25 protein-coding genes are annotated in these 25,669 nt (G+C 39.6%); 8 read left to right on the top strand and 17 right to left on the bottom strand.

Going from position 1 to position 25,669, the window contains the following annotated elements; all coding sequences use genetic code 11:
* Nucleotides 1-100: 100 nt before the first annotated feature.
* The 5 genes from V4596_10330 to greA all read right to left on the bottom strand — a co-directional run bounded on the left by V4596_10330 (nt 101) and on the right by greA (nt 3,488).
* Nucleotides 101-997 (bottom strand): SDR family NAD(P)-dependent oxidoreductase, encoded by an 897-nt coding sequence (locus V4596_10330; protein ID MES2769528.1) that lies wholly within the window; start codon nt 995-997, stop codon nt 101-103.
* A 9-nt stretch (nt 998-1,006) separates the two neighbouring features.
* The gene (gene pdxH / locus V4596_10325; protein MES2769527.1) at nt 1,007-1,615 is read right to left on the bottom strand and encodes a pyridoxamine 5'-phosphate oxidase; all 609 of its coding nucleotides are present in this window, start codon (nt 1,613-1,615) and stop codon (nt 1,007-1,009) included.
* Nucleotides 1,616-1,705: 90 nt separating this feature from the next.
* A complete protein-coding gene (rpsD, locus tag V4596_10320; GenBank protein MES2769526.1) occupies nt 1,706-2,317 on the bottom strand; it encodes a 30S ribosomal protein S4 in 612 nt (203 codons plus the stop codon).
* Nucleotides 2,318-2,516: 199 nt separating this feature from the next.
* Entirely contained in the window at nt 2,517-2,915 is a 399-nt protein-coding gene (locus V4596_10315) for a YkvA family protein (protein MES2769525.1), read from the bottom strand.
* A gap of 93 nt (nt 2,916-3,008) precedes the next feature.
* Nucleotides 3,009-3,488 (bottom strand): transcription elongation factor GreA, encoded by a 480-nt coding sequence (gene greA / locus V4596_10310; protein MES2769524.1) that lies wholly within the window; start codon nt 3,486-3,488, stop codon nt 3,009-3,011.
* A gap of 132 nt (nt 3,489-3,620) precedes the next feature.
* On the opposite strand from greA, the gene mgtE reads away from it, so the two are divergent.
* Genes mgtE through V4596_10295 form a run of 3 tightly spaced genes read left to right on the top strand, consistent with a single transcriptional unit; the run spans nt 3,621 to nt 6,237 of the window.
* A complete protein-coding gene (gene mgtE, locus V4596_10305; GenBank protein ID MES2769523.1) occupies nt 3,621-4,970 on the top strand; it encodes a magnesium transporter in 1,350 nt (449 codons plus the stop codon).
* Between the two features lie 12 nt (nt 4,971-4,982).
* Nucleotides 4,983-6,023: a bifunctional oligoribonuclease/PAP phosphatase NrnA gene (locus tag V4596_10300; protein ID MES2769522.1), complete on the top strand. Its 1,041-nt coding sequence runs from the start codon at nt 4,983-4,985 to the stop codon at nt 6,021-6,023.
* Complete coding sequence (locus V4596_10295) at nt 6,007-6,237, top strand: (2Fe-2S)-binding protein (GenBank protein ID MES2769521.1); 231 nt, start codon at nt 6,007-6,009, stop codon at nt 6,235-6,237. The genes V4596_10300 and V4596_10295 overlap by 17 nt, the downstream gene beginning before the upstream one ends.
* Nucleotides 6,238-6,290: 53 nt before the next feature.
* Here V4596_10295 and V4596_10290 read toward each other — a convergent pair whose 3' ends face one another.
* From V4596_10290 to V4596_10280, 3 genes are all read right to left on the bottom strand, one after another.
* Nucleotides 6,291-6,797, bottom strand: a complete 507-nt coding sequence (locus tag V4596_10290; GenBank protein ID MES2769520.1) for a hypothetical protein — start codon at nt 6,795-6,797, stop codon at nt 6,291-6,293.
* A 183-nt stretch (nt 6,798-6,980) separates the two neighbouring features.
* Nucleotides 6,981-7,463: a low molecular weight protein-tyrosine-phosphatase gene (locus V4596_10285; protein ID MES2769519.1), complete on the bottom strand. Its 483-nt coding sequence runs from the start codon at nt 7,461-7,463 to the stop codon at nt 6,981-6,983.
* A 93-nt stretch (nt 7,464-7,556) separates the two neighbouring features.
* On the bottom strand, nt 7,557-8,408 hold the full coding sequence (locus tag V4596_10280) for a serine protease (protein MES2769518.1): 852 nt from the start codon (nt 8,406-8,408) through the stop codon (nt 7,557-7,559).
* A gap of 138 nt (nt 8,409-8,546) precedes the next feature.
* Between V4596_10280 and gloB the strand changes: the two genes are divergently transcribed.
* The 4 genes from gloB to V4596_10260 all read left to right on the top strand — a co-directional run bounded on the left by gloB (nt 8,547) and on the right by V4596_10260 (nt 14,188).
* Nucleotides 8,547-9,275, top strand: coding sequence for a hydroxyacylglutathione hydrolase (gloB, locus tag V4596_10275; protein MES2769517.1), 729 nt, complete (start codon nt 8,547-8,549; stop codon nt 9,273-9,275).
* Nucleotides 9,276-9,308: 33 nt separating this feature from the next.
* Nucleotides 9,309-10,088 carry a tryptophan 2,3-dioxygenase family protein gene (locus V4596_10270; GenBank protein ID MES2769516.1) on the top strand — a complete coding sequence of 260 codons (780 nt, stop codon included), beginning with the start codon at nt 9,309-9,311 and terminating at the stop codon, nt 10,086-10,088.
* A gap of 94 nt (nt 10,089-10,182) precedes the next feature.
* Nucleotides 10,183-12,879, top strand: coding sequence for an aconitate hydratase AcnA (acnA, locus tag V4596_10265; protein ID MES2769515.1), 2,697 nt, complete (start codon nt 10,183-10,185; stop codon nt 12,877-12,879).
* A gap of 169 nt (nt 12,880-13,048) precedes the next feature.
* Nucleotides 13,049-14,188 carry a hypothetical protein gene (locus V4596_10260; GenBank protein MES2769514.1) on the top strand — a complete coding sequence of 380 codons (1,140 nt, stop codon included), beginning with the start codon at nt 13,049-13,051 and terminating at the stop codon, nt 14,186-14,188.
* A 4-nt stretch (nt 14,189-14,192) separates the two neighbouring features.
* Here V4596_10260 and V4596_10255 read toward each other — a convergent pair whose 3' ends face one another.
* The 5 genes from V4596_10255 to V4596_10235 all read right to left on the bottom strand — a co-directional run bounded on the left by V4596_10255 (nt 14,193) and on the right by V4596_10235 (nt 21,401).
* Nucleotides 14,193-15,176 (bottom strand): NAD(P)-dependent alcohol dehydrogenase, encoded by a 984-nt coding sequence (locus tag V4596_10255; GenBank protein MES2769513.1) that lies wholly within the window; start codon nt 15,174-15,176, stop codon nt 14,193-14,195.
* Between the two features lie 38 nt (nt 15,177-15,214).
* Nucleotides 15,215-16,636 carry a dihydrolipoyl dehydrogenase gene (lpdA, locus tag V4596_10250; GenBank protein MES2769512.1) on the bottom strand — a complete coding sequence of 474 codons (1,422 nt, stop codon included), beginning with the start codon at nt 16,634-16,636 and terminating at the stop codon, nt 15,215-15,217.
* A 24-nt stretch (nt 16,637-16,660) separates the two neighbouring features.
* Nucleotides 16,661-17,893 carry a 2-oxoglutarate dehydrogenase complex dihydrolipoyllysine-residue succinyltransferase gene (odhB, locus tag V4596_10245; GenBank protein MES2769511.1) on the bottom strand — a complete coding sequence of 411 codons (1,233 nt, stop codon included), beginning with the start codon at nt 17,891-17,893 and terminating at the stop codon, nt 16,661-16,663.
* Between the two features lie 9 nt (nt 17,894-17,902).
* Nucleotides 17,903-20,602 carry a 2-oxoglutarate dehydrogenase E1 component gene (locus V4596_10240; protein ID MES2769510.1) on the bottom strand — a complete coding sequence of 900 codons (2,700 nt, stop codon included), beginning with the start codon at nt 20,600-20,602 and terminating at the stop codon, nt 17,903-17,905.
* A 178-nt stretch (nt 20,603-20,780) separates the two neighbouring features.
* Nucleotides 20,781-21,401: a NifU family protein gene (locus tag V4596_10235; protein MES2769509.1), complete on the bottom strand. Its 621-nt coding sequence runs from the start codon at nt 21,399-21,401 to the stop codon at nt 20,781-20,783.
* A gap of 170 nt (nt 21,402-21,571) precedes the next feature.
* On the opposite strand from V4596_10235, the gene V4596_10230 reads away from it, so the two are divergent.
* The gene (locus V4596_10230) at nt 21,572-22,027 is read left to right on the top strand and encodes a hypothetical protein (GenBank protein ID MES2769508.1); all 456 of its coding nucleotides are present in this window, start codon (nt 21,572-21,574) and stop codon (nt 22,025-22,027) included.
* 80 nt (nt 22,028-22,107) lie between these two features.
* On the opposite strand, the gene V4596_10225 is transcribed toward V4596_10230, so the two are convergent.
* The 4 genes from V4596_10225 to V4596_10210 are packed head-to-tail and all read right to left on the bottom strand — an operon-like array spanning nt 22,108 to nt 25,600.
* Nucleotides 22,108-22,857: a hypothetical protein gene (locus V4596_10225; protein ID MES2769507.1), complete on the bottom strand. Its 750-nt coding sequence runs from the start codon at nt 22,855-22,857 to the stop codon at nt 22,108-22,110.
* 43 nt (nt 22,858-22,900) lie between these two features.
* The gene (locus tag V4596_10220; GenBank protein MES2769506.1) at nt 22,901-23,779 is read right to left on the bottom strand and encodes a CBS domain-containing protein; all 879 of its coding nucleotides are present in this window, start codon (nt 23,777-23,779) and stop codon (nt 22,901-22,903) included.
* Complete coding sequence (locus tag V4596_10215) at nt 23,779-24,987, bottom strand: aminotransferase class V-fold PLP-dependent enzyme (GenBank protein MES2769505.1); 1,209 nt, start codon at nt 24,985-24,987, stop codon at nt 23,779-23,781. Before V4596_10215 ends, V4596_10220 begins: the two co-directional genes overlap by 1 nt.
* Before the next feature lie 28 nt (nt 24,988-25,015).
* The gene (locus V4596_10210) at nt 25,016-25,600 is read right to left on the bottom strand and encodes a MarC family protein (GenBank protein MES2769504.1); all 585 of its coding nucleotides are present in this window, start codon (nt 25,598-25,600) and stop codon (nt 25,016-25,018) included.
* Nucleotides 25,601-25,669: the final 69 nt, after the last annotated feature.

The raw sequence follows: 25,669 nt of genomic DNA, 5'->3' as shown, positions 1-25,669 counted from the left end.
ACCCGAACCATTGGAATTTTGCGTGTTAGATCTGTGTTATTTGTAATATTTGGATTGTTGTAGAGCGCTTTTTGTCACTCTTGAGAGGAGAAAAGCTTATTTATCGCTTATTCGTATAGGATTTTGCCCAATGGCGAGCATTTGGTAAACATAGGAACAGGAATGGTAGAAGCAATCTGCGCGGCATGATCTTTCTAACATAATGGAATATCCATGCATCCCAAGTGGCCGGAATCCATAAAGGCGGGTTCGATCTTTTGATCGTCTTTAATATTCTTGTAGCCACTTTCCTGGCTGTGGTTGGAGAGAGATCCATCATCCTTTCTACAAAAGGAGTCATGTTCTTGTAATACTCTTTATAAACACTTTCAGACGCCGCTTCAGGTTTTGAAAGTTCTGTATAGTAAACATTCTTGAAAGACTTTGAGTGTATAAATCCTGGTTGAATCAAACAGATATCAATTCCATAAGGTTTTGCCTCATACCAGAGAGATTCACACGCACCCTCAAGCGCGTGCTTTGAAGCACTATAGGATCCCATCGTAGGCATCGACAACATTCCACTCACCGATGATACGTTGATGATTTTTCCACGTCCTCGAATTCTCATATTTGGAAGAACCAATCGAATCAAACCCATGGGCCCCAAATAGTTCGTTGCCATTTGCTTAATCTCGTCTCCTTCAGTCATATGCTCAATTACCGCACGGTAAGAAATCCCAGCGTTGTTTATGAGAACGCAAACTCCGCCCCACTTGTTGTTGATTTCTTGAATAAGATCTTTTCTTTGAAAATCATCCGTCACATTGAGTGCACGAATGATAAATCGATCTGTTTCTACAAATTCTGCCCTGAGTTTTTCTAAAGATTTTGCTCTTGCCGTTACAACGATGCGATATTGAGTTTCTTTGTAAAGAAGTTTTCCCAGAGCTAAACCTATGCCGGAAGCACAACCCGTGACGAGTATGGTAGGTTTAAATTCTTGGTCTGTAGCCATCTTGCTCCTTTAAGGAAACAGTCGATTTTGTGTCCAGCCTTTTTTATCAAATGTGTACAGAAATCTATTATGAAGCCTCCCTGGCTCACTCATCCAAAACTCAAAATGATCAGGAATGATTCTGTATCCACCCCAGAATGGTGGGCATATCACGTCTTTTCCTTCAAACTTTGCTTCGATTTCTTTTCTTTTTAATTCAAGATCTTTTCTGCTTGGCAGAATACGACTCTGCTGAGAAGTCCAGGCGCCAATTTGGCTTTCGCGCGCGCGAGTTGCAAAGTATTTTTCGGATTCTTGGCGTGAGACTTTCTGAACTTTTCCCTCTATACGAAGTTGCAATTCTAGTTTTTTCCAATGGAAAACAACTGCCGCCGAAGGATAACTTTCTAGTTCTTGAGCTTTGTTACTCTCATAGTTGGTAAAGAACATAAGCCCGCCCTGAGATATGCCCTTGAAAAGTACGATACGATTACTCGGTCGCTGATCTCTCGTCACAGTGGCCAAGCTCATGGCTGTGGGCTCAATCTCCTGAGCTTGTATGGCTTTCTTCATCCATAAATCAAATTCAATAAATGGATCAGGACTTGGAATGTAATCTGCTGGGAATGTAGTACTCATGAGATAAGTATAAAATAAAAAAGCCGACAATCAAGTCGGCTTTTTCGTTTAAGACCTTTAAAAGGCCTTTGAATATTATTTTTTGCTTTATTATACAGACTTCGCAGCATAGTACTCGGTAAAGAGACCAGCATCGAATGGAAACGGAATGTGTTCTAGGCCTGGAGTATTGATCACAGTTCCTGAATCACCTTCTTTTCTTAAGTAATCAGCAAGCTCTAATCTTGGCTTGTCTTTCACTTGAAGATAGTTCTGTGAGTTTAAACCTTTTGTAGAAAGAGTTACGGTATCACCTTCGTTTAAAACCATGGATGCCGTTCTTGCTTTCTTGCCGTTAACCACTACGTGTCCGTGTGAACACATTTGTCTCGCAGCTAGGATGCTTGGAGCAAAACCCAATCTGAAAACCAAATTATCTAATCTTCTTTCAAGCATGCCTACTAGCTTTGCAGTCCAGTTAGAGCTTTGACCTTGTTTCGCTTGGCCAATGAATCTTTGAAGTTGTTTTTCAGTAACAATGTAATGCGCTCTTACTTTTTGTTTTTCTTCTAAACGTAAAGCGTAGTCAGAATATTTTTTTCTTTTGTTACCATGTTGTCCTGGTGGATATGGTTTTCTTGCTAATGCACCTGGTTTTCCAAGTCCTGGAAGCTCAACACCTAAACGTCTTTGCAGTTTAAAACGTGCAGTAATTCTTTTCATTCGTATAATCCTTTTATTACAGTTCTCTCCATAGAGATCGCTAATAATTTGTTAAAAAGTTGGTAGTTAATTTAGGCCAGCAGCCAGAAAGCCTACCGATTTATTACACCGGAGCTTAACTTCTCCTACTTCTTAGCATTTAATTGCCGAAAGAAGTTTTTAATGGGAGGCCGTGATTATGTCAAAGGCTTTGATACGATTAAGAGTCTTTTTTATCGTCTTTTTTCGTGTCATCTTCAGGCGTTGGCTCACCTGTCACGTCAAAGGATCTGTTAGTTAAATAACGATAAACCAAGCCGATCACACCCATATCGTCGATAAATCCTAAAAGCGGAGTAATATCAGGTAGTAAGTCAAAAGGGTTGATGAAATACAATAAGGCTCCAATGATGATGGCCTTGTCTTTATTGTTCAATTTCCCGGAAGTCAGAAGGTCGTAGATCTTTTCGATTTGCTGACCAAATCCTATGGTGTGCTTATTTTTTTTAAAGTATTGGAAGAAATGCTTTTTAACTTTCTCTTCAGCACCGGGCTTCGAACCCGCCTCATAGAGTTTATCTTTAAGCTTTTTATCGTTTTTTAAATCTTCAGAATCCATAATCCCCCCCTGAAATTTCTGAAACTTTACCCGTAGGGCTCAGCCAGGAAGGCTGAGGTTTCAGAAATCGTCAACCACGATGGGCGACAGTCTCTACAGAAAATAAATCTTCTTAATCTCATATTCCTTGATCGAATTTGGCGCCTTAACTTCGCAAACGTCGCCCGCTTTTTTACCAATCAAAGATCTTGCAAGTGGCGCCATCAAGGATAAACGACCTTGCTGAATATCTGCCTCTTCTGGACCAACGATTTGATATTTTACGTCTCTATCTTCCTCAACATCTTTAAGTTCTACAGTTGCACCGAAGATCACAGTGTTTGATTTTAGTTTTGCAGTATCAATAACTTCGGCGCCCGCAATTCGGCTTTGGATTTCTAAAATTCTAGCTTCTGTCCAACCTTGACGTTCTTTAGCAGCATCATAATCTGCATTCTCAGAAAGATCTCCGTTTTCACGAGCAGCCTCGATAGCTTTAATAATTGCTGGACGCTCTTCATGAAGCAAGCGCTTGAGCTCTTCTTCAAGCTTTTGTTTGCCTCTGAGGGTAATTGGAATATTCGTATCTTTCATTATAAACTCCTACACATTGTCGAAGGGATCGTTTATAGTCAATTTCACGAGTAACTTCAACCTATTAATTTGACGCCTAAATAGTTAGTATTTAGGAAAATACAATAAAAAACCGGAAATCTGAGATGGATTATGACTCTCAATTCAATGAATATCTCAATTATCAAAAGACTTCTGGGTGGCAAGAACAGCAAATCTTTACATAGTATATTGCTTAAAATTGAAGCTGCCGATCTCACTCAACTCTTCAATATTCTCAATGACCACGAAGAAAGACACCTCATTGATGCTTTGATCGCGGTAGATAAAGCCTCCGATACCCTTATTGAATTGCCTGATCAACAGCTGAAGGATGTTTTTAGCAAAACCGACCAACAAAAAATTCTAAATATTATTTTAAAATCACAAGAAGATGACGCGACTCACTTCCTCAATTTACTGGAGGAAGAACAGCGTGAAAGTATTCTGACAAAAATTCCAGAGCAAAAAAGGGGAAGGTTAAGACAACTTCTCAACTATCCGGAAGAATCTGCGGGACGTATGATGACAACGCAGGTGTTTACACTGCCGATTCATCTGTCTGCACAAGAAGCGATCGAAAAAATCAGAACAAGATCGCAAGAGGATTCCATTTATTATATTTATTGCGTGGATGAAAATAAACATCTCATGGGCGTACTCTCCCTTCGGGAACTTGTCGGTGCTCCGGCACACACGCCCCTTCAGAATTTAATCAAGAAAGAAGTCGTCACTGTTTCTACTCAAAGTACAGAAAAAGAAGTTGCACAACTTGTAAGCCACTATGATTTTATTGCAGTCCCTGTAGTCGATGAGCATCGATCTCTCAAGGGAATCATCACTGTCGATGACGTAGTTGATATTATTCAAGAGCAAGCTACAGCGGACATTTACGCAAGTGCGGGTCTCCAAGAAGATGACAAGATCTATAGCTCAGTGGCTTTCTCACTCAAAAATAGAGTTCCTTGGATATTACTCAATCTTTTAACTGCAAGTATCGCCGGTAGCGTGATGTCTGCTTTCGAAGAGACAATGAACCATTTGATTATTTTAGCAGCACTCAGCACCATTGTTTCAGGCGTAAGTGGAAATACGGGAACTCAATCTCTGACAGTAGTGACCCGAGGTCTAGCCATTGGAGATTTTAATTTCACAACCTACATGAGAGCTATTCTTAAAGAGGTTTCTGTTGGAGCGCTCATGGGCATCATTGTGGGGATTTGTTCAGGCCTCTTGGTTTATTTTTGGAAGGACAATTTGATCGTTGCCGTTATTATCTGCATCACGATGATTTTGAACTCCATCATGGCGACTCTACTTGGCTGTGTGATTCCACTCGCATTAAAAAGATTGAAAGTAGATCCAGCGTCCGGGAGCGGTGTATTATTAACTTTCATTACAGACTCTTTCGGATTTTTCACATTCCTTGGTATTGCTACTCTTGCACTTAAATATTTCGCATAATACACTTTAGGGATGTCTGGAAATTTACAAGAGATTGCCAAGGTTATTCAATCTTCTCAATCCATACTTTTGTCTACTCATAGAGAACCTGATGGTGACGGCCTTGGCGCGCAAATTGGCCTTTATCACGCTCTCAAAAAAATGGGAAAGACAGTTCGCATTTTGAATGTAGATGCTTCTGCTACAAAATACGATTTTTTGCTTACAAAAAATCTCCTCCAAGTTTTTCAAGGCCCTCACGATAAGGTTGAAAAGACAGATATCGCTTTGATCTTAGATACAAATGACAAAAGACTTTTGGATACTTTATTTGTAAAACTCGAAGTAAATTGCAAACACATTGCGTTTATTGATCATCACCCCATTTTGGTGAATGGGCCCAAACCTCCAGATCTTTCAGTGATTGATGTTAAGGCGGCAAGCACGGGCGAAATTGCATTCAATCTGATTAAACTTTTAGGTGTTGAGTTGGATACAAATATTGCAGAGGCAATTTATACTTCTCTTGTTTTTGATACTCAGCTTTTTAGATTCATTAGAAATTCTCCAAATACACATTTGATCGCTGCAGAACTTTTACAACACAATATCAATCCTGAAAAAATTCACAGATCTCTTTTTGGTGATTTCACTAAAAATAAATTGATGTTTAATGCAAAGGCCCTAAACAGTGTTGAGTTTCACTGCAACGACCAAGTGGCTTTCTTGAGATTCTTTGAAAAAGATCTCGAAGCCTTAGGACTCAATAAAGATCACACTAAAGATATTATCGATACAATCATGAACATTGATACGATTGAAGCGGCGCTTGTGGTGCGCGAAATTACTCCCAATGAATTCAAATTGAGCTTTAGAAGCAAAGGTAAAGTCGAAGTTCTGCGTGTGGCGGAAGAGTTTGGCGGTGGCGGTCACTTGTATGCTGCTGGCTCTTATGCACATGGAGATCTCGATGATATCAAAATCAAATCCATCACTCACCTCATGCAGCAACTAAAGAACATAGTCAAAAAAGATCCCGAGCACAAAGGTTCCGGTAATGGCACAAAAGCCTAAAAAAGAAATCGTCTGCTTTTGTAATAACATTGAAAAAAAAGTGATCGAAGATGCTATTGTTAATGGAGCCGATACACTCAATAAAATTTTTGATTCTACCTGTGCTGGCATCGGTGCCTGCGGCGGCTCTTGCCGGGTGAAGCTCCACCAAATGCTCGAAGGCTATCAAAAAGACGGTAAGTTTCCAGAAAAGCTTATTGGGAAGAAGAAATAAAGAAATTTATTTTTAATGCCCTATTAACATAGGGCAAACAGTTGAATGTCATTTTAGATTTTTAAAAACCATACAGACTCTGCCAGAGAATTTATTAAATACGAAATTTCACGACCGTGGCCTCCGTATGCAATACAGCTCACTTCTTTCCATATAAGAATGTTTGTGGAATCAGACTTTTGCACTCTGACAAATCTTGATGGCATATCATGACACGACTCTTGATCAGGATATAATTTAGCAAGCTTCTCCTTTTCTATAGAATCAATTAGAGAAGACATTTTGATTATGACATCTTTAGCAAGAACACCAATAGGAATAATCGCATCTTCACTGTATAATTTCTGGACCGTTCCGTCTTTGAGAATTTGCAGCTTGTAATCCCCATATTCTTTAAAAGATGTATCTGATTTATCCGGTATCGGTTCACCTTCTCTAGGCGGAGGAGGAGGCAACCCACCAGATTTTTCAAGCTCTATCAAAACTTCAGCAGGCAATTTACTTTCTGCGTAAGTGTTCAAACAAAAAACACTAAGTAAAATAACAAACAATATTTTCATAAATATCTCCCCCTTTTGATATTCTTTATAGAGATAAGAAAGATAACGAGTTCTCTTCGAACCTTCAAAAATTTATATTACCTATGAAGGATTTACCTTCAGTACGAGATGAAGTTTTTGAAAAAAAAGAGAAAATGCACAAATCACTCAGTTTTTGGTGTTTTTTAACGGTGACACTATCTTTTAGAGTTTGTGATTAGCTTTAATATGAATCAAGAGTTCTCGGCAAGATTCTTCTAGCATGTCGAGTACCAACTCGAAGCCATCTTCGCCGGTGTGATAGGGGTCAGGGACACCTTTGCCCTTCCATTGGTTGGAGTAGTCGAGCATGAGCTTTATGACTTTGCCTGGCTTGTGGCTTTCTGGGCAGAGCTCGATCATGGCTTGTAAGTGGCTGCCGTCCATTGCGATTAAATAATCGAAATTTTTAAAATCGTCTCTTACTATTGGTCGAGATAATATTTGTGAAAGATCGAAGCCACGCTTCTTTGCGTGCAATTGTGTTCTGTGATCCGCGTTGTCACCTTCGTGATAGTCCAATAAGCCCGCAGACTCGATATAAATCTTTTCTGAGAGTCCTTCGTCATCAACGTACTTTCGAAAAATTCCTTCAGCGGTGGGCGATCTACAGATGTTTCCTGTACAAACAAATAATACTTTGATCATAAATTTCCTTCAGAGATATTCAGTGAAGTATTATGTTACAAAAGAAAAAGGCTCAATGCAATCATTGAGCCTTTTAATGAGTATACGAGTTAATTAAAAAGCTGGAATGTATGGTGTTGCTTGGTCGACTCTTGTTACGTCTTCGCCATGACAACCATCATTTGAACAAACATTTGATTTTCGGCAGCCATTTGAATAAACAAAATCTTGCGCCCCACGCACAAGGATACCTTCAATCTCACCAGTTTTTTCGTTGAATACCGCGGAGCCTGAATTGCCACCGTAGGTATCTAGGTTTGCAACAAAGTGTTCGCTCTTAACTTCACGAACGTTTGCACCTGCTGAAACTTTAGTTGGAATTCCTGCTGGGTGGCCAATCACAACGAGTGGATCTTTCGCTGATACCGGCGCACCTCTATTGACAGAAAGTACATCGTGACCAATGACGGATCTATCTAGCTCTATCACCGCGTAGTCACCGCCGCTTGATAATTCTTTTCTCGCAACGATTTTTTTGCATGAATAAACATCTAGAGCTTGCACTGTAGATAAGTCCTTGCCTGCATAAGAATAACCAAATCCAAATACAAATTTCGTATTACCACAAGCAGTTTGTGATCTCACACAATGACCAGCCGTCATGATAAGGTTATGTCCTACTAATGAACCCGAGCAGAATCCTGCACTCTTTTGTTCCCTAAATGGTTCGTCGGCACAGAGATTGTACGACTGACCGTAATTGTCCCCACCAACTTTCAAAGTTCCATTTCCACCTTCTGTAAGGTCTGAACTATTGAATAGAGCAACTGTTGAATCGGCTTTCTTCTGCCAATAAGCACTCGATTGATAAACCTCGACTCTATCGTCGTCTCCGTAAATAACTCTTTCATCAGCATGAGCTGCAACGGTAAATGACAATAACGTTAGTATTAAATATTTTTTCAAAGCTTCCCCCTCCTGGAAAAGTTGTAGATTTAATAACATTATAGGGATTAAAAATTTTATTTGTGGTTAAAGAACACTAGCCTCGACTGAGGTAATTTAATTCTAGACTAAATTCTGAGGAGCAACTATCACTATGGAATGAAGGTCATTTTGATACCGTGTCTAAAAGACAACTACTGTTATGTTGCACAAATAAATGCGGGGAAAAGTGTCCTTAATATTCTTGTAGATGCGCCAGACTTTCACGCTATCGATGATTACTTCACTCAAAACAATCTGCAACTGGATTTCATTCTTAGCACTCACCACCACGGCGATCATGTCGATGGAAATTTAGAACTTAAAAACAAATACAACTGCAAGATCTATGGCTCCTACGAAGATGCAGATCGCATTCCCGGTATAGATTTTAAACTAAAACCAGAAGAAACTTTTAAAATTGGCAACACCATGATCGAAACTCATTATGTTCCAGGCCATACCCATCATCATATTGTTTATTATATACACGAAGGCCTTGCGCTCTTCTCTGGTGATACACTTTTTTCTATGGGATGTGGGAAACTTTTCGAAGGCACATATGCGGAAATGTATAAGAGCTTACAAAAAATCAAAGCCCTACCCAATGAAACCAAAATTTATTGTGGCCATGAGTATTCTGAGAAAAATGCCCAGTTTGCTCTGAGCGTGGATGATGGCGACAACGCCCCTCTTAAAAAACGATACCAAGAGGTTTTAAAGCTTAGATCTGAGAATCGACCAACTGTCCCCACCACTCTTGCTCTCGAGAAAGAAATAAACCCTTTTCTAAGAGCATCCTCTGTTGACGAATTTAAAAAGTTAAGACAACTTAGAGATAATTTTTAGATTTATATTTTTTAGATTAATTAAAAGGTGGCCATGGCTTTAACATACAGTCAATATTTGAAAGTTGATGAAATTCTTAAACTTCAAGACCCTAAGAGCAAAACCGAACACGATGAAATGCTCTTTATCGTTATCCACCAAGTTTATGAACTTTGGTTTAAACAAATCCTCCATGAAATGACATTGCTGAATAAAAATTTAAACGCTGGTGAAACCTATCTGTGTCTTTCAAACTTAAAACGTATTTTGACAATATTGAAAACTATCGTTGGACAGGTTGATATTTTAGAAACCATGACCCCTCTTCAATTTGCTTCCTTTAGAGGATTACTAGAAACCTCTAGTGGCTTCCAATCGCTTCAATTTAGAAAAATTGAATTTATGCTCGGCCACAAAAGGGAAAAAATGCTTGAGCACTTTAAGTCCGAAGGTGCTCATTTTGGTGAACTTAAAGCGGTATATGAAAATCCTACTGTCTATGATGCATTTTTAAACCATTTAAAGATTAAAAAGCATGCAGTTCCGGATGGGCTCCTAAAAAGAAACGTCACTCAGCCCATCGAAGAAAACTTGGATTTGCAAAAAATACTAATGGAAATATACAAGACCGATCCTCTTCTCTCTCAGCTGTGCGAAAGGCTAGTGGATCTTGATGAAGGGCTCCAAGAATGGCGATATCGCCACGTCAAGATGGTAGAAAGAACCATCGGAGTAAAAATGGGAACCGGTGGATCTCCTGGCGCAGAGTACCTTAGAAAGACACTCTTTCAACCGATTTTTCCAGACTTATGGAGCATCCGTTCACAGTTCTAGCCAGACCGAATTTTCATTGGCAGATCCGCTGGAAAATGATTGAATACCAATTGAGAAATACATTTAGTCAGTCATGCTTCGAAAGGATCTACCTATGTCAGCTCAATTATTAGTTCAGTCTAAAGACAGTTTTAAAACAAAATCAAAACTCAAAGTCGGCTCTAAGGAGTATACGATTTTTGATATTCAAAAAATCAATCATCCAAATCTGAAGAAACTTCCCAATTCTATCAAGGTTTTACTTGAAAATCTTTTGAGGCACGAAGATGGATTGAATGTAACTAGCGAAGATATTGAGAGCTTACTCGGTATGGATAAAAAATCTCTAGAAAGAGAAATATCATTCTTCCCTGCAAGAGTTCTTATGCAAGATTTCACAGGCGTTCCTGCGGTTGTAGATCTCGCTGCGATGAGAGATGCTGTAAAAAAATTAGGTGGTGACGTAACAAAGATCAACCCACTCACACCCGTGGATCTCGTGATCGATCACTCTGTGACTGTGGATCATTACGGAACAAGCAAGTCCTTTGATGAGAATGTAAAAGTAGAATTTGAAAAAAACCAAGAAAGATATGTATTCCTAAAATGGGGCCAAGGCGCATTCAATAATTTTAGAGTGGTACCTCCTGGGACCGGAATTTGCCATCAAGTGAATTTAGAGTATCTTGCGAAAACTGTTTGGACGACAAAAACTCCGAACGAAGAATATGCTTATCCAGATACACTCGTAGGAACTGATAGTCATACAACTATGGTGAATGGTCTTGCAGTTCTTGGCTGGGGCGTGGGCGGTATCGAGGCAGAAGCCGCAATGCTTGGTCAAGCGATCAGTATGCTGATTCCAGAAGTGATTGGTTTTAAAATCGAAGGACAACTCAAGGAAGGCGTCACGGCGACGGATCTAGTTCTAACAGTTACAAACATGCTGAGAAAAAAAGGCGTTGTTGGTAAGTTCGTAGAATTCTATGGACCAGGTTTAAAAAATCTTCCTCTTGCTGATAGAGCGACAATTGCGAACATGGCTCCTGAATATGGCGCAACCTGTGGATTCTTTCCGATCGATGAAGAAACAATGAAGTACTTAAAACTTTCTGGTCGTGATGATCAAACTTGCGCGCTCGTTGAAGCCTATGCAAAACAAACTGGCTTCTGGAGAGATGGTTCTGGCGAAGGAATTCAATTCAATGACACTTTGAGTTTGGATATCTCGACTGTTGAATCTTCTCTTGCAGGACCGAAAAGACCACAAGACAGAGTTTCACTATCAGTAGCTCACTCTGATTTCAAAAATCAATTGGCTCTTGGCTTTAGTGTTCCAGCAGAAAAAACATCAAAAGAGCAAAGTGCAACAACGGTGGAAGGCGCTGATTATAAACTTGGAAATGGTGACGTAGTTATCGCTGCCATCACTAGCTGCACCAACACTTCAAATCCTTACGTTATGGTGGGCGCTGGGATCGTTGCCAAGAAAGCGGTTGAAAAAGGCTTAACAATGAAACCTTGGGTAAAGACCTCTCTCGCTCCAGGATCTCAAGTTGTAACTGACTATCTAGAAAAAGCAGGATTACAAACTTATCTTGATAAAGTGGGCTTTAACCTTGTTGGTTATGGTTGCACGACTTGCATTGGTAACTCTGGACCTCTTCCACTTCCCATTTCAAATGCAGTGGAAAAGGGAAATCTAGTGGTGGCTTCGGTACTTTCTGGAAATAGAAACTTCGAAGGAAGAATTAACCCGCATTCAAAAGCAAACTATCTTGCCTCTCCACCACTTGTGGTGGCTTATGCTCTCGCTGGCACCATGACCATTGATTTTGCAAAAGATCCGATTGGAAATGGTAAAGATGGAAAACCAGTTTTCTTAAAAGACATCTGGCCAACAACGAAAGAAGTGAACGACACTGTTCATGGTGTTTTAACTACGCAAATGTTCAACGGTCGTTACAATAATGTTTTTGCAGGCACAGCTGACTGGCAAAAAATTCAAACTACAACTTCTGAAAACTACAATTGGACAGAAAGCACTTACATCAAAAATCCTCCGTACTTTGCAACAATGAAGAAAGCTCCAGAAGCTCTTAAGGATATTCATGGCGCAAGACCACTTGCGATCTTAGGTGACTCCATCACCACAGATCACATTTCTCCTGCTGGAAATATCAAAAAAGATTCTCCTGCTGGAAAGTTCTTGGGTTCAAAAGGCATTCCTCCCAATGACTTTAACTCTTATGGTGCACGTCGCGGAAATGATGACGTCATGGTAAGGGGAACTTTTGCAAACATCAGGCTGAAAAACGAAATGCTTCCAGGCACTGAAGGTGGAATCACCAAATACATTCCGAGTGGAGAGACTATGTCGATCTATGATGCTTCAATGAAGTATCAAGATTCTAAAACTCCACTTGTAATTATTGGTGGTAAAGAATATGGAACGGGATCATCACGTGACTGGGCTGCAAAAGGAACATTACTTCTTGGAGTAAAAGCTGTGATCACAGAAAGTTTCGAGAGAATTCATAGATCCAATTTGATTGGTATGGGAGTTATTCCATTACAATTTATGCCAGGCACAGACAGAAAAACTTTGAAACTGGATGGAACTGAGATCTTTGATATTCAAGGAATTGAAACAGGATTGAAAGCACAACAAGAATTGGATGTGACAATTACTCGAGTCAATGGTGTGAAAGAAAAAATCAAAGTGAAATCAAGATTAGACACTGCCGTTGAAGTTGAATATTTTAAAAATGGTGGAATCCTGCATTACGTGCTGCGCAAACTCACATCGTAGTCTCATAAATAATTTACAACTCAGAATCAATCTACAGAGTGCTCGCTGAAATTTCGGCGGGCACCTTAGTTTCAGAGTGGGTTTACGTGTATAAAAACGTAATGCGAAATCAAAAAACATAACTTTTTGTTTAAAAAATAACACAATACGCGCTATCACCCACTTTCAAATGAAAAAAACAATAGCAGTGTTCTTCATCTTAATGGTGTTGAAAGCTGTGGCTTTTGCCCAAACATCTTTATTTCCAACTCTCGCACCAAGCTCTCCGGTACCGAGACAGCCTCTCATCCCCACACAGCAGAATGCGGCTCCACTCTTTCCAACTTATCCAACAAACAACACCTGCATTATTGGCAACACAAACATTAGAACTTATGCTGATCAATTAGAAAAATCCATCCTCACCGAACAAGATTCGTTCTTAGCCGCATACAAGAGAGAGCAAGAAAAACAATTAATTCCTAGTTATTTTCGAGAAACAAGCTTCCAAAGTTTTATAAATAGGGAGCAAATTTCATGCGCCATGAAGAGAATCCCTTATGTTACCCAAAGTAAAAAAACTTGCGCTTCTTCAGCAGAGAATGGAACTTACGTAAAACAAACTCCCTGTGTAACAGATGGCGTGGTGGATTATATTTATTGGGGCTTAAACGAAGCTTTGAGATGTTATGGTGACTCTATTGATAGTTTTGAGAGAAAAATAATTTTTAAAAAACTAAATCATGAATCAGCTTTTGGATTTTTCTTTCAATATGATGGAGGAACTGGAATCGCACAGTTGATTCGAGGAACTCAAAAGAATTTATTCCATCCGGGAAACGCAGGATTTCGATTTCTTAAAAAACATGTTACGAACAATCCCAGGTCCTGCGAAAATTTCAAAAAACTCTTAGCCAGAACCACGCAAATAAAAAATTTAAAATCTTGCGAATTCATTTCCATGGGTGACGGAATTGGCAGGAGTTTATTGGGTGGAATCGGACTTTACCTTCATTATCGCAGCGATGAAGGAAACCCTTACAATGCAGAAAAATTGTTGGCTTACTGGGGCTACGCTAAAACAAATACGGATCAATATAGACAAGTAAGATCTTACATCACTCTAGGAATGTATAATAAGGGCCCAGGAGCTGTTCTCAATACAATTAAAGGTTCCATAGGTAAAAGTGCTCTAAGAAAAAAAACTGAGGCCGAGGCCTTCAATATCGTGATGAAGTTAGTTAAAAGAAGTAATTTTTATGGTTACGTGAAGGCCGTAGAAAATAGCACAAATTCAATCTTTGATCGCAGCGGCTCTTGTAAAATTTAATCAGTTAATCTCTAGAGCGCACTCCGCCAATGTTGATGACTACATTGCCTCGCTTGTGACGTCCACTAGTGTATTTGTAAGCTTCAGGAATCTGTTCCAATGAATACTCTCTATCAATAATGGACTTGTATTGGCCTCTTTCATAAAGCTGAATTAATTCCAATAAAAGATCTTTCGACTCTGCTCCTACTCCTGTAATGACTTTCTTTTTTGTGGATATAGTTTGTACACTACCAAATAACATTTGCTCAAGCCCAGCCGCTATTAAAACCAATCGACCGAAGTCTTTAAGCGAATCAAGGCCTTCTGAAATTTTGAAGTTTCCAATAATATCAAAAATAACGTCATACTTGGTCTCTGATTTCCAAAATGCTTCCTTGCTGTAATCCAACACAAAATCAGCACCGATGGATCTAACTAGTGGAAAGTTTTCCTGGCTGCAGACAGCTGTAACGACCGCTCCCAGGTGCTTTGCAATCTGAATTGCCGCAAGTCCCACTGCACCTGATGCTCCGTGAATCAACACATGTTCTCGACTCTTAACGTTTGCTTTATATTTCAAAAAATCAAGAGCAGTTAATCCTCCAAAAGATAAGCACGCGGCCTCTTGAAATTTCATATTCGAAGGCTTTTTAAGAATAAGACTATCTTCTTTTACTTTTATAAATTCGGCATGACCTCCAAATTTTGCACCAAGAACTGCAACTACTTCGTCTCCAACTTTAAATGTTTTTACATTTGGACCCGTAGCCTTGATCACACCCGAAATTTCGGTTCCCAAAATAGGCTGCCTGGGTTTGGAAAAACCAAAAATAAGTCTCGCAAGTGTCCCCATACCTTTAGGCATTTCGAAACTTTGAATGCGCCAATCTGCGGTTTGAACAGAACTGAATTTCACTTCGATAAGCAAATCACTCTCGCCCAGCACAGGCTTATCTACGTCTACGAGCCTAAGATAGTCTAATGACCTATAACCCGTACAAAACATTGCCTTCACAAATTACCTCTAAAAATCATAAAGACTTCTTAACCTTGGCGGGCCATTTTATCAACGTTGAGCGCAGCTTCTCTCATCACTTCTGAGAGCGTAGGATGACCGTGGAATGTTCTTGCTATGTCTTCAGCCGATGCGCTGAATTCCATTGCTATCACCGCTTCTGCAAGAACGTCAGAAGCTCTTGGACCAACGATGTGAACTCCTAAAACTTTGTCCGTTGCTTTGTCTGCGATCACTTTTACAAGTCCATCTGTCATACCGATAGCTTTTGCTCTCGCATTTGCTGTGAATGGAAATGTTCCAACTTTATATTCTGTGCCTTTTTCTTTTACTTGCTCTTCTGATAAACCGACACTAGCAAGCTCTGGCCAAGTATAGATCACGGAAGGAACCGTATTGTAATTCACATGTCCCGCCTGACCCGCAAGGATCTCCGCAACGGCAACACCTTCTTCTTCTGATTTGTGGGCAAGCATTGGACCAGGAATCACATCACCAATTGCAAAAATATTTGGGTGCTTCGTTTGGTAGTGATCATTCACTTGGATAAATCCGCGCTTGTCTTTTTCAATTCCTAATTCTTCTAAGCCTAAGCCTTCGGAAAAAGGTTTTCTACCAACGGCCAATAAAATTTTATCGCACTTAATATCCACTGTTGTATTTTTTGTCATGTCCTCATATGTAACGGTGATTTCAGTTTCTTTGCCTTTTTTCTCAGCTTTATAACCTGTCACTTTGGCCTTCAAAACAAACTCCATTCCTTGTTTTTTCAAAGAACGAGTAAGGACGGTTGTCATTTGAGAATCCATCATACTGGCAATGCGATCAGCAAATTCAATTACTGTGACTTTTGCGCCAAGTCTCTTCCACACTGAACCCAGTTCTAGTCCGATCACACCGCCACCCACAACCACCAAGTGCTTTGGAACAGTCTCAAGTGATAGAGCTTGGGTGGATGAAATCACATTGATTTTATCCACTTTCATAAATGGCAGTTCAGCAACCACACTCCCTGTGGCGATGACTATGTTTTTGGCAGCAAGCTTCATCGTTGCGCCGTCTTCCGCTTTGATTTCTACTTCATTGGGTGTTGTGATTTTTCCGTAGCCTAAAAATCTTTCGATTTTGTTTTTTTTCATAAGGAAATCTACACCACTGGTGAGATCTTTTACGATTTTAGATTTTCTTTCCATCATACGATTAAGATCTAGACTTACACCGCTTACTTTTACACCATGAGCTTCTAACTCATGATTTGCCGCTTCGAAATGCTCGGAAGAATCCAGAAGAGCTTTTGAAGGAATACAACCTACATTGAGACAAGTCCCACCAAGAGTTTTATATTTTTCTACGATCGCAACCTTCATTCCTAGTTGAGCTGCACGTATTGCTCCCGTGTAACCACCAGGACCAGCGCCGATAAAAACCACATCAAAATTATTTTCTGCCATTTTTTTTGCCTTTACTAAAGAGAATTATACTTCTAAAAGAATACGAGTCGGGTCTTCGATACATTGTTTAATCTTCACTAAGAATGTCACTGCTTCTTTGCCATCGATCACTCTATGGTCGTAAGATAATGCAAGATACATCATGGGTCTGATTTCAACTTTGCCATTGATTGCAACAGGTCTTTCTTCGATTCTATGCATACCCAAGATACCACTCTGTGGTGGATTTAAAATTGGCGTAGACATCAGCGATCCATACACACCACCGTTAGAGATCGTGAATGTTCCTCCTGATAAATCATCTGGAGAAATTTTTCCGTCGCGTGCCTTCAATGCATAATTTTTAATTTCTTGTTCAATTCCAGCTAATGATAAGTGATCTGCATCTTTTAATACTGGAACGATCAACCCTTTCTCTGTGCCCACCGCTACACCAATGTTGTAGAAATTGTTGTAGATCATATCCGTTCCATCGATCAAACCATTCACCGCACGAATTTCTTTTAGAGCCTCGATAGAAGCTTTTACGAAGAAGCCCATGAAACCTAAAGACACATTATACTTTTCTTTAAAAGTATCTTTGTATTTAGCTCTTAAAGCTAAAAGATTTGTCATATCCACATCGTTAAATGTTGTTAGAGTTGCTGTCGTTTGCTGAGACATTAATAATCTTTCAGCAATCTTCTTACGGATATTAGTCATCTTTACGCGCTCTTGTTGGCCTTGTTGCGAAGAGGGAGCTCTTGTTGGCATTGGAGCGCTTGGCGCTTTTGCTGGAGCAGAGGGAGCCGCAGGAGCTTTCGCCTGAGGATTGGTGACGTCAGCCTTAGTTAATCTTCCATCTTTTCCAGTTCCTTGAATTGTTGTGACATCGATTTGCTTTTCGGCAACGATCTTTCTCACCGCAGGAGAATGTTCGCTGCTCGCGTGCATCTCTGTTCCCGCTGCTGCTGGAGCAGATTTAGGAGCTGGAGCTGCAGGCGATGCTTTTTCTTCCGCTGGAGCAGCCGCATTTGGGGCTGCCTTTGATTCATCAATCTGCGCAACTGTCGACCCAATCAGAACCACATCGCCTTCGTTCGCTGATGTTTTTAAAACACCACTATCATCTGCAACAACTTCCACGTTGGCCTTGTCGGTTTCTACTTCTAGAATCGCTTCACCTTTTTTTACAAACTCACCAGTTTTCTTAATCCAACGAGCAATTGTGGCTTCCGTGATAGATTCGCCTACTGTTGGTATCTTTACGTCTTTCATTTCTGACTCCTACTTCTTGTATAATTCTAAAAATTGAGTTGCGATTTCTTTTTGCTCTTCTGCGTGTTTGTATGGAGATCCCGTCGCCGGAGATGCTCTCATATCACGTCCTATGTAATGAACTTTATGATCAAACCATGGAGCGACTACATTGTATGCGCCCATGTTCTTCGGTTCTTCCTGCAACCATGTGATGGCCTTTAACTTCTTTGAAGATTTAATTAATTCATGAATTTTCTTTTCTGGGAATGGGTACAGCTGCTCTACTCTGATCACAGCAACCTTATCGGTGCCTACAACTTTTGCCTTTTCTCTAGCATCATCTAAGTCGTAATAAACTTTTCCAGAACAGAATACGAATTGTTCAACATTTTTGTAATCCTTCACTGTTGGATCCAATAGAATTTCTTGGAACGTTCCTGTCGATAGTTCTTCCAATGTTGAAACGACTTTTGGATGTCTGAGTAATGATTTGGGAGACATTACAACTAACGGTTTCCTGAAATCTCTCTTCACTTGGCGTCTTAAGGCGTGGAAAAGTTGCGCTGGAGTTGTAAAGTTACAGACTTGGATGTTCGCTTGTGCACAGGATTGTAAGAATCTTTCGAGCCTTGCGCTTGAGTGCTCAGGTCCTTGTCCTTCGTATCCGTGAGGAAGTAAAAGCACAAGGCCACTCATTTGATACCATTTGCTCTCGCCTGCAACCAAGAATTGGTCGATGATGATTTGAGCACCGTTCATAAAGTCACCAAATTGCGCTTCCCAAATTGTTAGAAATGTTGGATCTGAAATCGAATTTCCGTATTCAAATCCAAGAACACCATATTCAGATAACAATGAATCGTATACACAGAATTCTTTTTCTAAATTCACAGTTTTTAACGGAGTGTATGGCTCTCCAGTTTTAACATCATAGAATACGGAATGTCTGTGAGTGAATGTTCCTCTTCCGCAATCTTGACCAGAAAGCCTTACCGAAGTTCCCTCGTGAATCAAACTTCCATAACAAAGAAGCTCTGCCATGCCCCAGTCCACTGGTTTCTCCCCAGTTGCCATTTGCTTTCTTTGTTCAACTAATTTTTCAATTTTTGAATGTGGAGTAAAACCCTTAGGGAAAGTCGTTAAAACTTCCCCCACTTTCTTTAAATTTTTTAAATCTGTTTTTGTATTCGTTGGAACGTCGAAGTCTTTAAGCTCTCCACGTCTGAAGCCTTTCCACAAACCTTCAAAAGACATGAGCTTAAGGGTTAAAGGTTTTTTTCTCACTTCATCCAAGATCTTTTGGAGATTGTCCATTTTCTCTTGAGTGAGCGCAGTCAAACCCTTTTCATCGATATGTTTTTCTGCGATTAATTTTGCACCATAGATTTCTGCTAATGTTGGATGATTCTTAATGATGGCGTACATCACCGGTTGCGTGAATGCAGGCTCATCACCTTCGTTGTGTCCAAATCTTCGATAGCAAGTCATATTGATCACAACGTCGTGACCGAATTCTTGTCTGAATCGAATTGCAATATCGGCAGCTCTTACGCACGCCTCAACATCGTCACCATTCACATGAATCACTGGACACAATAATGTTTTTGCAACGTCAGATGAATACGGAGAACTTCTTGTGTCCACTACGTCCGCCGTGAAACCCACTTGGTTATCGATAATGATATGAACTGTTCCACCCACAGTATAACCTTTGAGTTGTGACATCTGAAAACCTTCACTCACAACGCCTTGGCCAGCAAATGCCGCCTCACCGTGAATTAACACCGGAACAACTTTTTTTCTTTTTTCTGTGTCTTTTCTAATTCTTTGTTTTGCTCTTACGATACCTTGAACAACCGGGTTGACCGCTTCTAAGTGTGACGGATTAAATGCTAACGATACCGCGCATGGGCCATTCGCTGTTTCTTTTACCGATTGGTAACCCAAATGATATTTTACGTCGCCATCCAAACCAGGAATTCCATCAAAAGCTTTTCCGTCGAACTCAGAGAAAATATCTCCGTAACCTTTACCCATAAAATTTGCAAGAACGTTCAGTCTTCCTCTATGAGCCATACCAATCGTGATTTCTTCGACACCGATTTTAGTTCCGCTACCTGCGATCTTTTCTAAAATTGGAATCAATGAATCTCCACCTTCTACAGAGAATCTTTTTGCTCCCACATAGCGTGTGTGTAAAAAATTTTCGAAGGAATCGGTGATGATCACTTGTCTTAAGATATTTAATTTTTCTTCTTTAGAAATTTTATGGTTCTCAAGATTTTTTTCCATCTCGTTGATAAACCATTCACGAATGCGCGGCTTTGTCTCGGCCACTTGCACCGATAAAGTTCCGCAGTAAGTTCTTTTGAGAGACTCTACGATTTCCTTTAGCGTCCCTTTGTACGCACCAATTTCAAAGTGCTGTCCAAGGTCAGCATCCGTTAGTCCGTATTTTGTTAAAGACAATTCTTCTGATTTTGAATTGGAGTTTTGAAGTGGATTCAATTGCGCTTCGAAATGTCCATAATCACGATACGCGCGAATTAATCTATATACGTTTAAATCTTTTTCTGAAAGACCGCCGTCTTTAGAAAATTCCATTCCCTCGAAAAATCTTTTCCATTCATTTTCGACAGTGTCGGGAGATTTTAAATACTGTTGATAAAGTCCGTCGATATATTCGGCGTTCGATTGATTCATGTAACTTAATTTATTTTTTTCCAAAGCGTCGATATCCTGTTTGATTGTGAGTAAAGATCAATACTATTAAGATCTTAAGGCATAACTGAACTGCCAACAATTGTAAATGTGGGCATGACGACCTTAGACTAAAACTAAAAATATTTTAGACCCAAATTGGAATCAGATTGGGTGAGACTTTAGTATTGAAGCAGAGAGACCATCACATGTAGGGATTGTGGCCTGATGCGTGATCAGTGACATCAATAACATTTTGAATCGATGGCAATGCGCGTTTGATCGCGATTTCCACACCTTGCTTCAGAGTCGCTTGAGACGAAGAACAGCCTTGGCAACCGCCTTCTAATTTCACGTAAACTGTATCTTGAGTAAGGTCAACCAGGCTCACTTTACCGCCATGACTTGCAACCATAGGATTGATGTCGCTATCAAGAACCTTCTGCACTTGGGCTGCAAAGGGATTTTGAGCCAAACTAGAGCTTAGTTCTTCAGCAGTTTTAGTTGGATCTACCGTCTTTAATGGAGGATTTTCTTCGAAATCTTGAACTCCATCGCTTTTAAGCATATCGAAATGTTCTTTGATGAGACCGGCAAGAGGTTCTGCGAGCATTTCCCAATCTACCCAATCTTGTTTCTTTACGACCACATGGTCAGTTCCCACCGTAACTTGCTCTGTCCATGGGAAACCAAAGATCTTATTGGCCAAGGGTGATCTTTCAGCTTGGGTCGATGAAGGATATTCGACTTCTGTCTTTGAGATCGTTTGATCAAACGTAAATTTGCGAAATTCAGGCTGGCCAATATCAATAATTTCAACTTTCATAGATCACCTTTTGTAAGAGGTACATAAATACGTCTTTTTTTGGCCTATTTCAATCATAAAGGCATAAGTGGGAGTTTTTTCCTAATTCTCCAATGTACAGTTTAAGGGAAATGCAGTAAATAATGAGCCACGAACAAATCTATATCAATTATAGACAAACCGGAGGCGCCATGAAATTAGTAACTTTCCTTCTTACCTTCACACTCTCAACTTCTGCATTCGCTAACGAAAAACTCAAACTCACATCAGAGCTTCTTAAACTTCTATTGGATAACTCAGCTTCAGTTACAGTTGTAGATCAAGACTTCAACACGGATGAAAAAAACCTCTCTGCTATTCTGTCAAAGACTTTAGCCTCAACAACATTGGGCGATAGTGAAAACAAAGTACTGATAGATATTTCTAGCAAATGCACTGATTCTACGCCAAAAGATGTCCTAGGAAGCAGTGCTATGGATTGCTCTCTCACTATAAAAGATAGTGGATACAAAACAACAGAAGCTGGATTGGCCGGTCCAACAGAAGTGAGATCTACAGTTTTTACCTTCAAGACCAACCAGGTTGTGGTTCCAAATTCTGAAAAAACAATTGAAGGCAACATTGTGTACGTTGTTCGCCGGGATTAAAAATCTACTGAATACATATTAATTGAATAACATTGGAAAAAGAGACTAGTTTGAATCTAGTCTCTTTTTTTATTTCAAATTTATTCGAGATTTACAACACGGTTTATTGCTACGCCGTCCGCGGATCTAATGTGAATGAGTTTCTTTGTTGTTGTCGATACATCGTATGGGATTAATACTTGCTTATTATAAAATTGAATATCTTGAGTGCAAACATCGGTCACCGTCTCGACGATCGGGAGAACTTCGATCACCGTTGGTGAACGGTCATCAATCACTTTGATTTCTTTGAAAGCGTAACAGCCGTTCGGGAAAGATCCTGGAAGGTTCAATTCGATTTTCTTAGTTTCTCTATTCACTTTCACGGTCAACTCGTTCACATCTAGCCCTGCATATTCGAAATCATCTTTTTCTTCAGATTTACTTTTGCTGATGTGGATATCTCCGTAAGATTGATATTCTCCCTTAGCAGTTTGAAATTCTACCTTGTAAGAACCTGCTTTTAACTCGCCTACTTTTAGAGTTGTTGGCGTTGCAATATTTCTTGATTTACAAAAATCTGATTTTAGAATCAAAGACATATTTGAAATGCGGATAGTCTTCGTCGCTTCATCTACTTGCGGAGGAAGAGAGTAAGTTTTAATAAAGCAAGAATTTCTGCTATGATTCACAAAAGTAATTTCTGCTTCGTCCAGATCATCAAATCCTGGAGGAACAAAAACCTCCCCAGCTTGTGGTGGATTTAGAACTGTACGGATATTTCCTTCTGCTGATATTTGTTGTGCCGAAACTTGAAATGATAAAAGAGTAACCAAAATAAAAAACTTCATAAAACCCCCGATTGAACGCCAAGAGTTTTATCCCTTAGCTTTTTTAATCTTCTTCTTCGGGCTCGTAGATACCATGAAGAGCGCGTAAAAGTGAATCAGAATCTAAAATTCTAGAAATGCTTGAGGTTGCCACAAATTCATTCTTGGAGTTCATAATGGCCGTCGACATCACTTCGACTCTGAGCGGCTCACCGTTTTTTCTTAAATAAGTCGTGTAAGCCTTTATATTCTTATTGGAGCTCATTAATTCTCTTAGTGATGCAGTGACAGCCATTTTTTCTCTAGGATCATAAAGATCATAAATGGATTTTCCTATAAGTTCTTTAGGCTGGTATCCAAGTTCACTGTGTAGTTTTTCATTGGCAATTACGATCTCTGCATTGGTATTCACAGAGTGAAACATAAAGGGGCTTTTCTCAACAATGCCGCCAATATTGGAAAGCTCGCTCTTTGTGGCCTTCAATTGGTCTTTTAAAATTTCAATTCTATCTTGAAGAATATTTAATTCTTGAACCATTGATCCAGACTTAGTGTCATCACCTACGAGAAACTTTAAAATGTCTTTAGGACTGATAATTCCAACAAGCTTCTTATTTTCAAGAACTAGAATTCGGTGAGAAGGAGATTCGAGAACTCCCTTTACCACCACAGCAATAGTGTCATTGATGTCGACAGTTGAGGCTTTCGAAAAGAATCCTTTGAAATCATATAGGACTTTTTTCTCATAACCTTTTCTGGAAACTTGAATATAACATTTTAAAATTTCAATTTCAGAGATTTGACCCAAAAGCTGATCATTCGAATCGAGAATCGGAGCGCTTGAGATATGATGAGACATCATCATCTGCACAGCTGTGGGCACAAGCATCGAGGACTTTAATGAGAAAGGACTTTTTGTCATAATGTCTTTTGCAATTTTCATTAGAGCTCAACCTCTCCTCTGGCTGCGTAATCAGAACTCAGCCTAGAGTCTGTCTTCTTAAAAATTTGAGAGAGTTCTTTAGTTAAAAGATCTATATCTTGTAAATCATGATAAATTCCAAACCCAAATCGAAGTCTATCCCCTCTAGAATCCACTGTAATTTGATTTTTCCGTAACATTTCTTCGATATGATTTGCTTGAGAAGTTTTAAATGTTAGAAAATGTGATTCGGGTAAACCTTCAGCATCCCTGACAATATTTTTTGTGTGCAATTCATTTAATGATAAAGCATTTAATTTTTCTACAAAGTATTTTTTTATTTCATTCACTCTGATGTGAATCGCTGTGGTATCTAGTTTTTCTTTTTTTAAATTTTCCATCACCGAGTTAAAACGATAGCATCCTGACGCATCAAACGTCGATCCAGAAAAACGCATCCCTGAATTGGAATACTGTACAATTTCAGAGGAAGTTTGATTTAAAGTTTCAAAACTGGCAAACCATCCCGTATTCATCGGGCGAGCTTCAGAGGTTTTGGGTATAGACATAAAGCACACACCCTCACCACTTTGAGCGTATTTGTATCCCCCAGCAATATAGAAAATGCGATCTTCAAATTTTTTTAGATCCGTAGGAATTGCACAAAAAGCATGGTACCCATCAACCACGATCATTGTGCTTTCAGAGACACTAAAAACCCAATCATTTAAATCTGGACATGCGAGTCCAGAATTAAAAAAAACTTGGCTCGTAAAAATCATATCATAATTATTTTGCGCTTCTATGCGCCATCTTTTTTCAAAAGTATCATATGGCTCTACAGGAATCACCGTGGCATCTACTATCTTGGCCTCTATTAATCTTTGGAGCTGTCTTCTAAAGCTATGAAATTCTGAATCCGTAGTTAAGACCTTTATTTTTCCTTCAAAACAAGAAAACAATCTCGTAACGAATTCGTGAGTGTTTGGCGCAATGGCAATCATTTCTGGGTTTGAAAGATTCAGGACCTCTGCGATGTACTTTTGAGTTTGAGGTACAGTTTCACTAAAAATGCGATCCCACTTTCCATCTAAATATTTGGCCGAGTCTTTCCAATATTGTATATGAGCCTGCAAAGTGCAATCGGGCCACGGATGATGGGAATGAGCTGCAAAATGCATTTCATTATGCTTTAAGGATTCAGAATAGAGATGCTTGTAAGACTTCAAATGATCCCCCCGGAACAGGGAGAGCATATTAAGATTTCAAGATTTGTTCAATACCTGATCTGATGAGCATCACAGCAATTGCTGCTAAGAATAAGGCAAAAACCTTCCCAATCGCAATGGCGCCAGGTTTTGTGATGATTTTGATGACTTTATCAGAGAAGAAAAACACCACCCACACGATGGCCACGTTGAGCGTGAGGGACATCATTGTCCATGTGTAACCTGTCGTATCCACCAAAAGCAGTAGAGTTGTTAAAGCGCCCGGCCCGATGATCAACGGAGTTCCAATTGGAACAATTCCAATGGTGTCGTCCGAACCTGCTTTTCTTCTGTTTCCTTGGTCAAATAAAAGGTCATGAATAGAAAAAATTAAAAGAAGAATCCCGCCTGCAACTTTAAAATCATAAACTGTGATTCCAAGAAGTTTAAAAATTGCTTGGCCAAAAAAAATAAAAAATACGCTGATACCAAATGCCGTTACTGCCGCTTGGTTTACAACTTTTCGTCTTTGCATTACAGAAACGTCGCCAGTGACAGACATGAATGCAGGTAAAATACCAATCGCATCGATCGCGAAGAAGAGTGGCATAAAGGCTTTTAAAAACATTTCCATGGAGATCCTACTTTTTGATCCTGATTTTTGATCCTGATTTTTTCTAAAGTGATAATTAAAGATACATTG

This window comes from Bdellovibrionota bacterium (genome assembly GCA_040386775.1).
Classification (GTDB): domain Bacteria; phylum Bdellovibrionota; class Bdellovibrionia; order Bdellovibrionales; family JAEYZS01; genus JAEYZS01.
Note: the sequence above shows the minus strand (reverse complement) of the source record. Positions and strands in the feature narration are given on the sequence as shown.

Coding starts and splice junctions, on each gene's coding strand:
- V4596_10330 (MES2769528.1), bottom strand. CDS start 997: ATGGCTACAGACCAAGAATTTAAACCTACCATACTCGTCACGGGTTGT.
- pdxH (MES2769527.1), bottom strand. CDS start 1,615: ATGAGTACTACATTCCCAGCAGATTACATTCCAAGTCCTGATCCATTT.
- rpsD (MES2769526.1), bottom strand. CDS start 2,317: ATGAAAAGAATTACTGCACGTTTTAAACTGCAAAGACGTTTAGGTGTT.
- V4596_10315 (MES2769525.1), bottom strand. CDS start 2,915: ATGGATTCTGAAGATTTAAAAAACGATAAAAAGCTTAAAGATAAACTC.
- greA (MES2769524.1), bottom strand. CDS start 3,488: ATGAAAGATACGAATATTCCAATTACCCTCAGAGGCAAACAAAAGCTT.
- mgtE (MES2769523.1), top strand. CDS start 3,621: ATGACTCTCAATTCAATGAATATCTCAATTATCAAAAGACTTCTGGGT.
- V4596_10300 (MES2769522.1), top strand. CDS start 4,983: ATGTCTGGAAATTTACAAGAGATTGCCAAGGTTATTCAATCTTCTCAA.
- V4596_10295 (MES2769521.1), top strand. CDS start 6,007: ATGGCACAAAAGCCTAAAAAAGAAATCGTCTGCTTTTGTAATAACATT.
- V4596_10290 (MES2769520.1), bottom strand. CDS start 6,797: ATGAAAATATTGTTTGTTATTTTACTTAGTGTTTTTTGTTTGAACACT.
- V4596_10285 (MES2769519.1), bottom strand. CDS start 7,463: ATGATCAAAGTATTATTTGTTTGTACAGGAAACATCTGTAGATCGCCC.
- gloB (MES2769517.1), top strand. CDS start 8,547: ATGAAGGTCATTTTGATACCGTGTCTAAAAGACAACTACTGTTATGTT.
- V4596_10270 (MES2769516.1), top strand. CDS start 9,309: ATGGCTTTAACATACAGTCAATATTTGAAAGTTGATGAAATTCTTAAA.
- acnA (MES2769515.1), top strand. CDS start 10,183: ATGTCAGCTCAATTATTAGTTCAGTCTAAAGACAGTTTTAAAACAAAA.
- V4596_10260 (MES2769514.1), top strand. CDS start 13,049: ATGAAAAAAACAATAGCAGTGTTCTTCATCTTAATGGTGTTGAAAGCT.
- V4596_10255 (MES2769513.1), bottom strand. CDS start 15,176: ATGTTTTGTACGGGTTATAGGTCATTAGACTATCTTAGGCTCGTAGAC.
- lpdA (MES2769512.1), bottom strand. CDS start 16,636: ATGGCAGAAAATAATTTTGATGTGGTTTTTATCGGCGCTGGTCCTGGT.
- odhB (MES2769511.1), bottom strand. CDS start 17,893: ATGAAAGACGTAAAGATACCAACAGTAGGCGAATCTATCACGGAAGCC.
- V4596_10235 (MES2769509.1), bottom strand. CDS start 21,401: ATGAAAGTTGAAATTATTGATATTGGCCAGCCTGAATTTCGCAAATTT.
- V4596_10230 (MES2769508.1), top strand. CDS start 21,572: ATGAAATTAGTAACTTTCCTTCTTACCTTCACACTCTCAACTTCTGCA.
- V4596_10225 (MES2769507.1), bottom strand. CDS start 22,857: ATGAAGTTTTTTATTTTGGTTACTCTTTTATCATTTCAAGTTTCGGCA.
- V4596_10220 (MES2769506.1), bottom strand. CDS start 23,779: ATGAAAATTGCAAAAGACATTATGACAAAAAGTCCTTTCTCATTAAAG.
- V4596_10210 (MES2769504.1), bottom strand. CDS start 25,600: ATGGAAATGTTTTTAAAAGCCTTTATGCCACTCTTCTTCGCGATCGAT.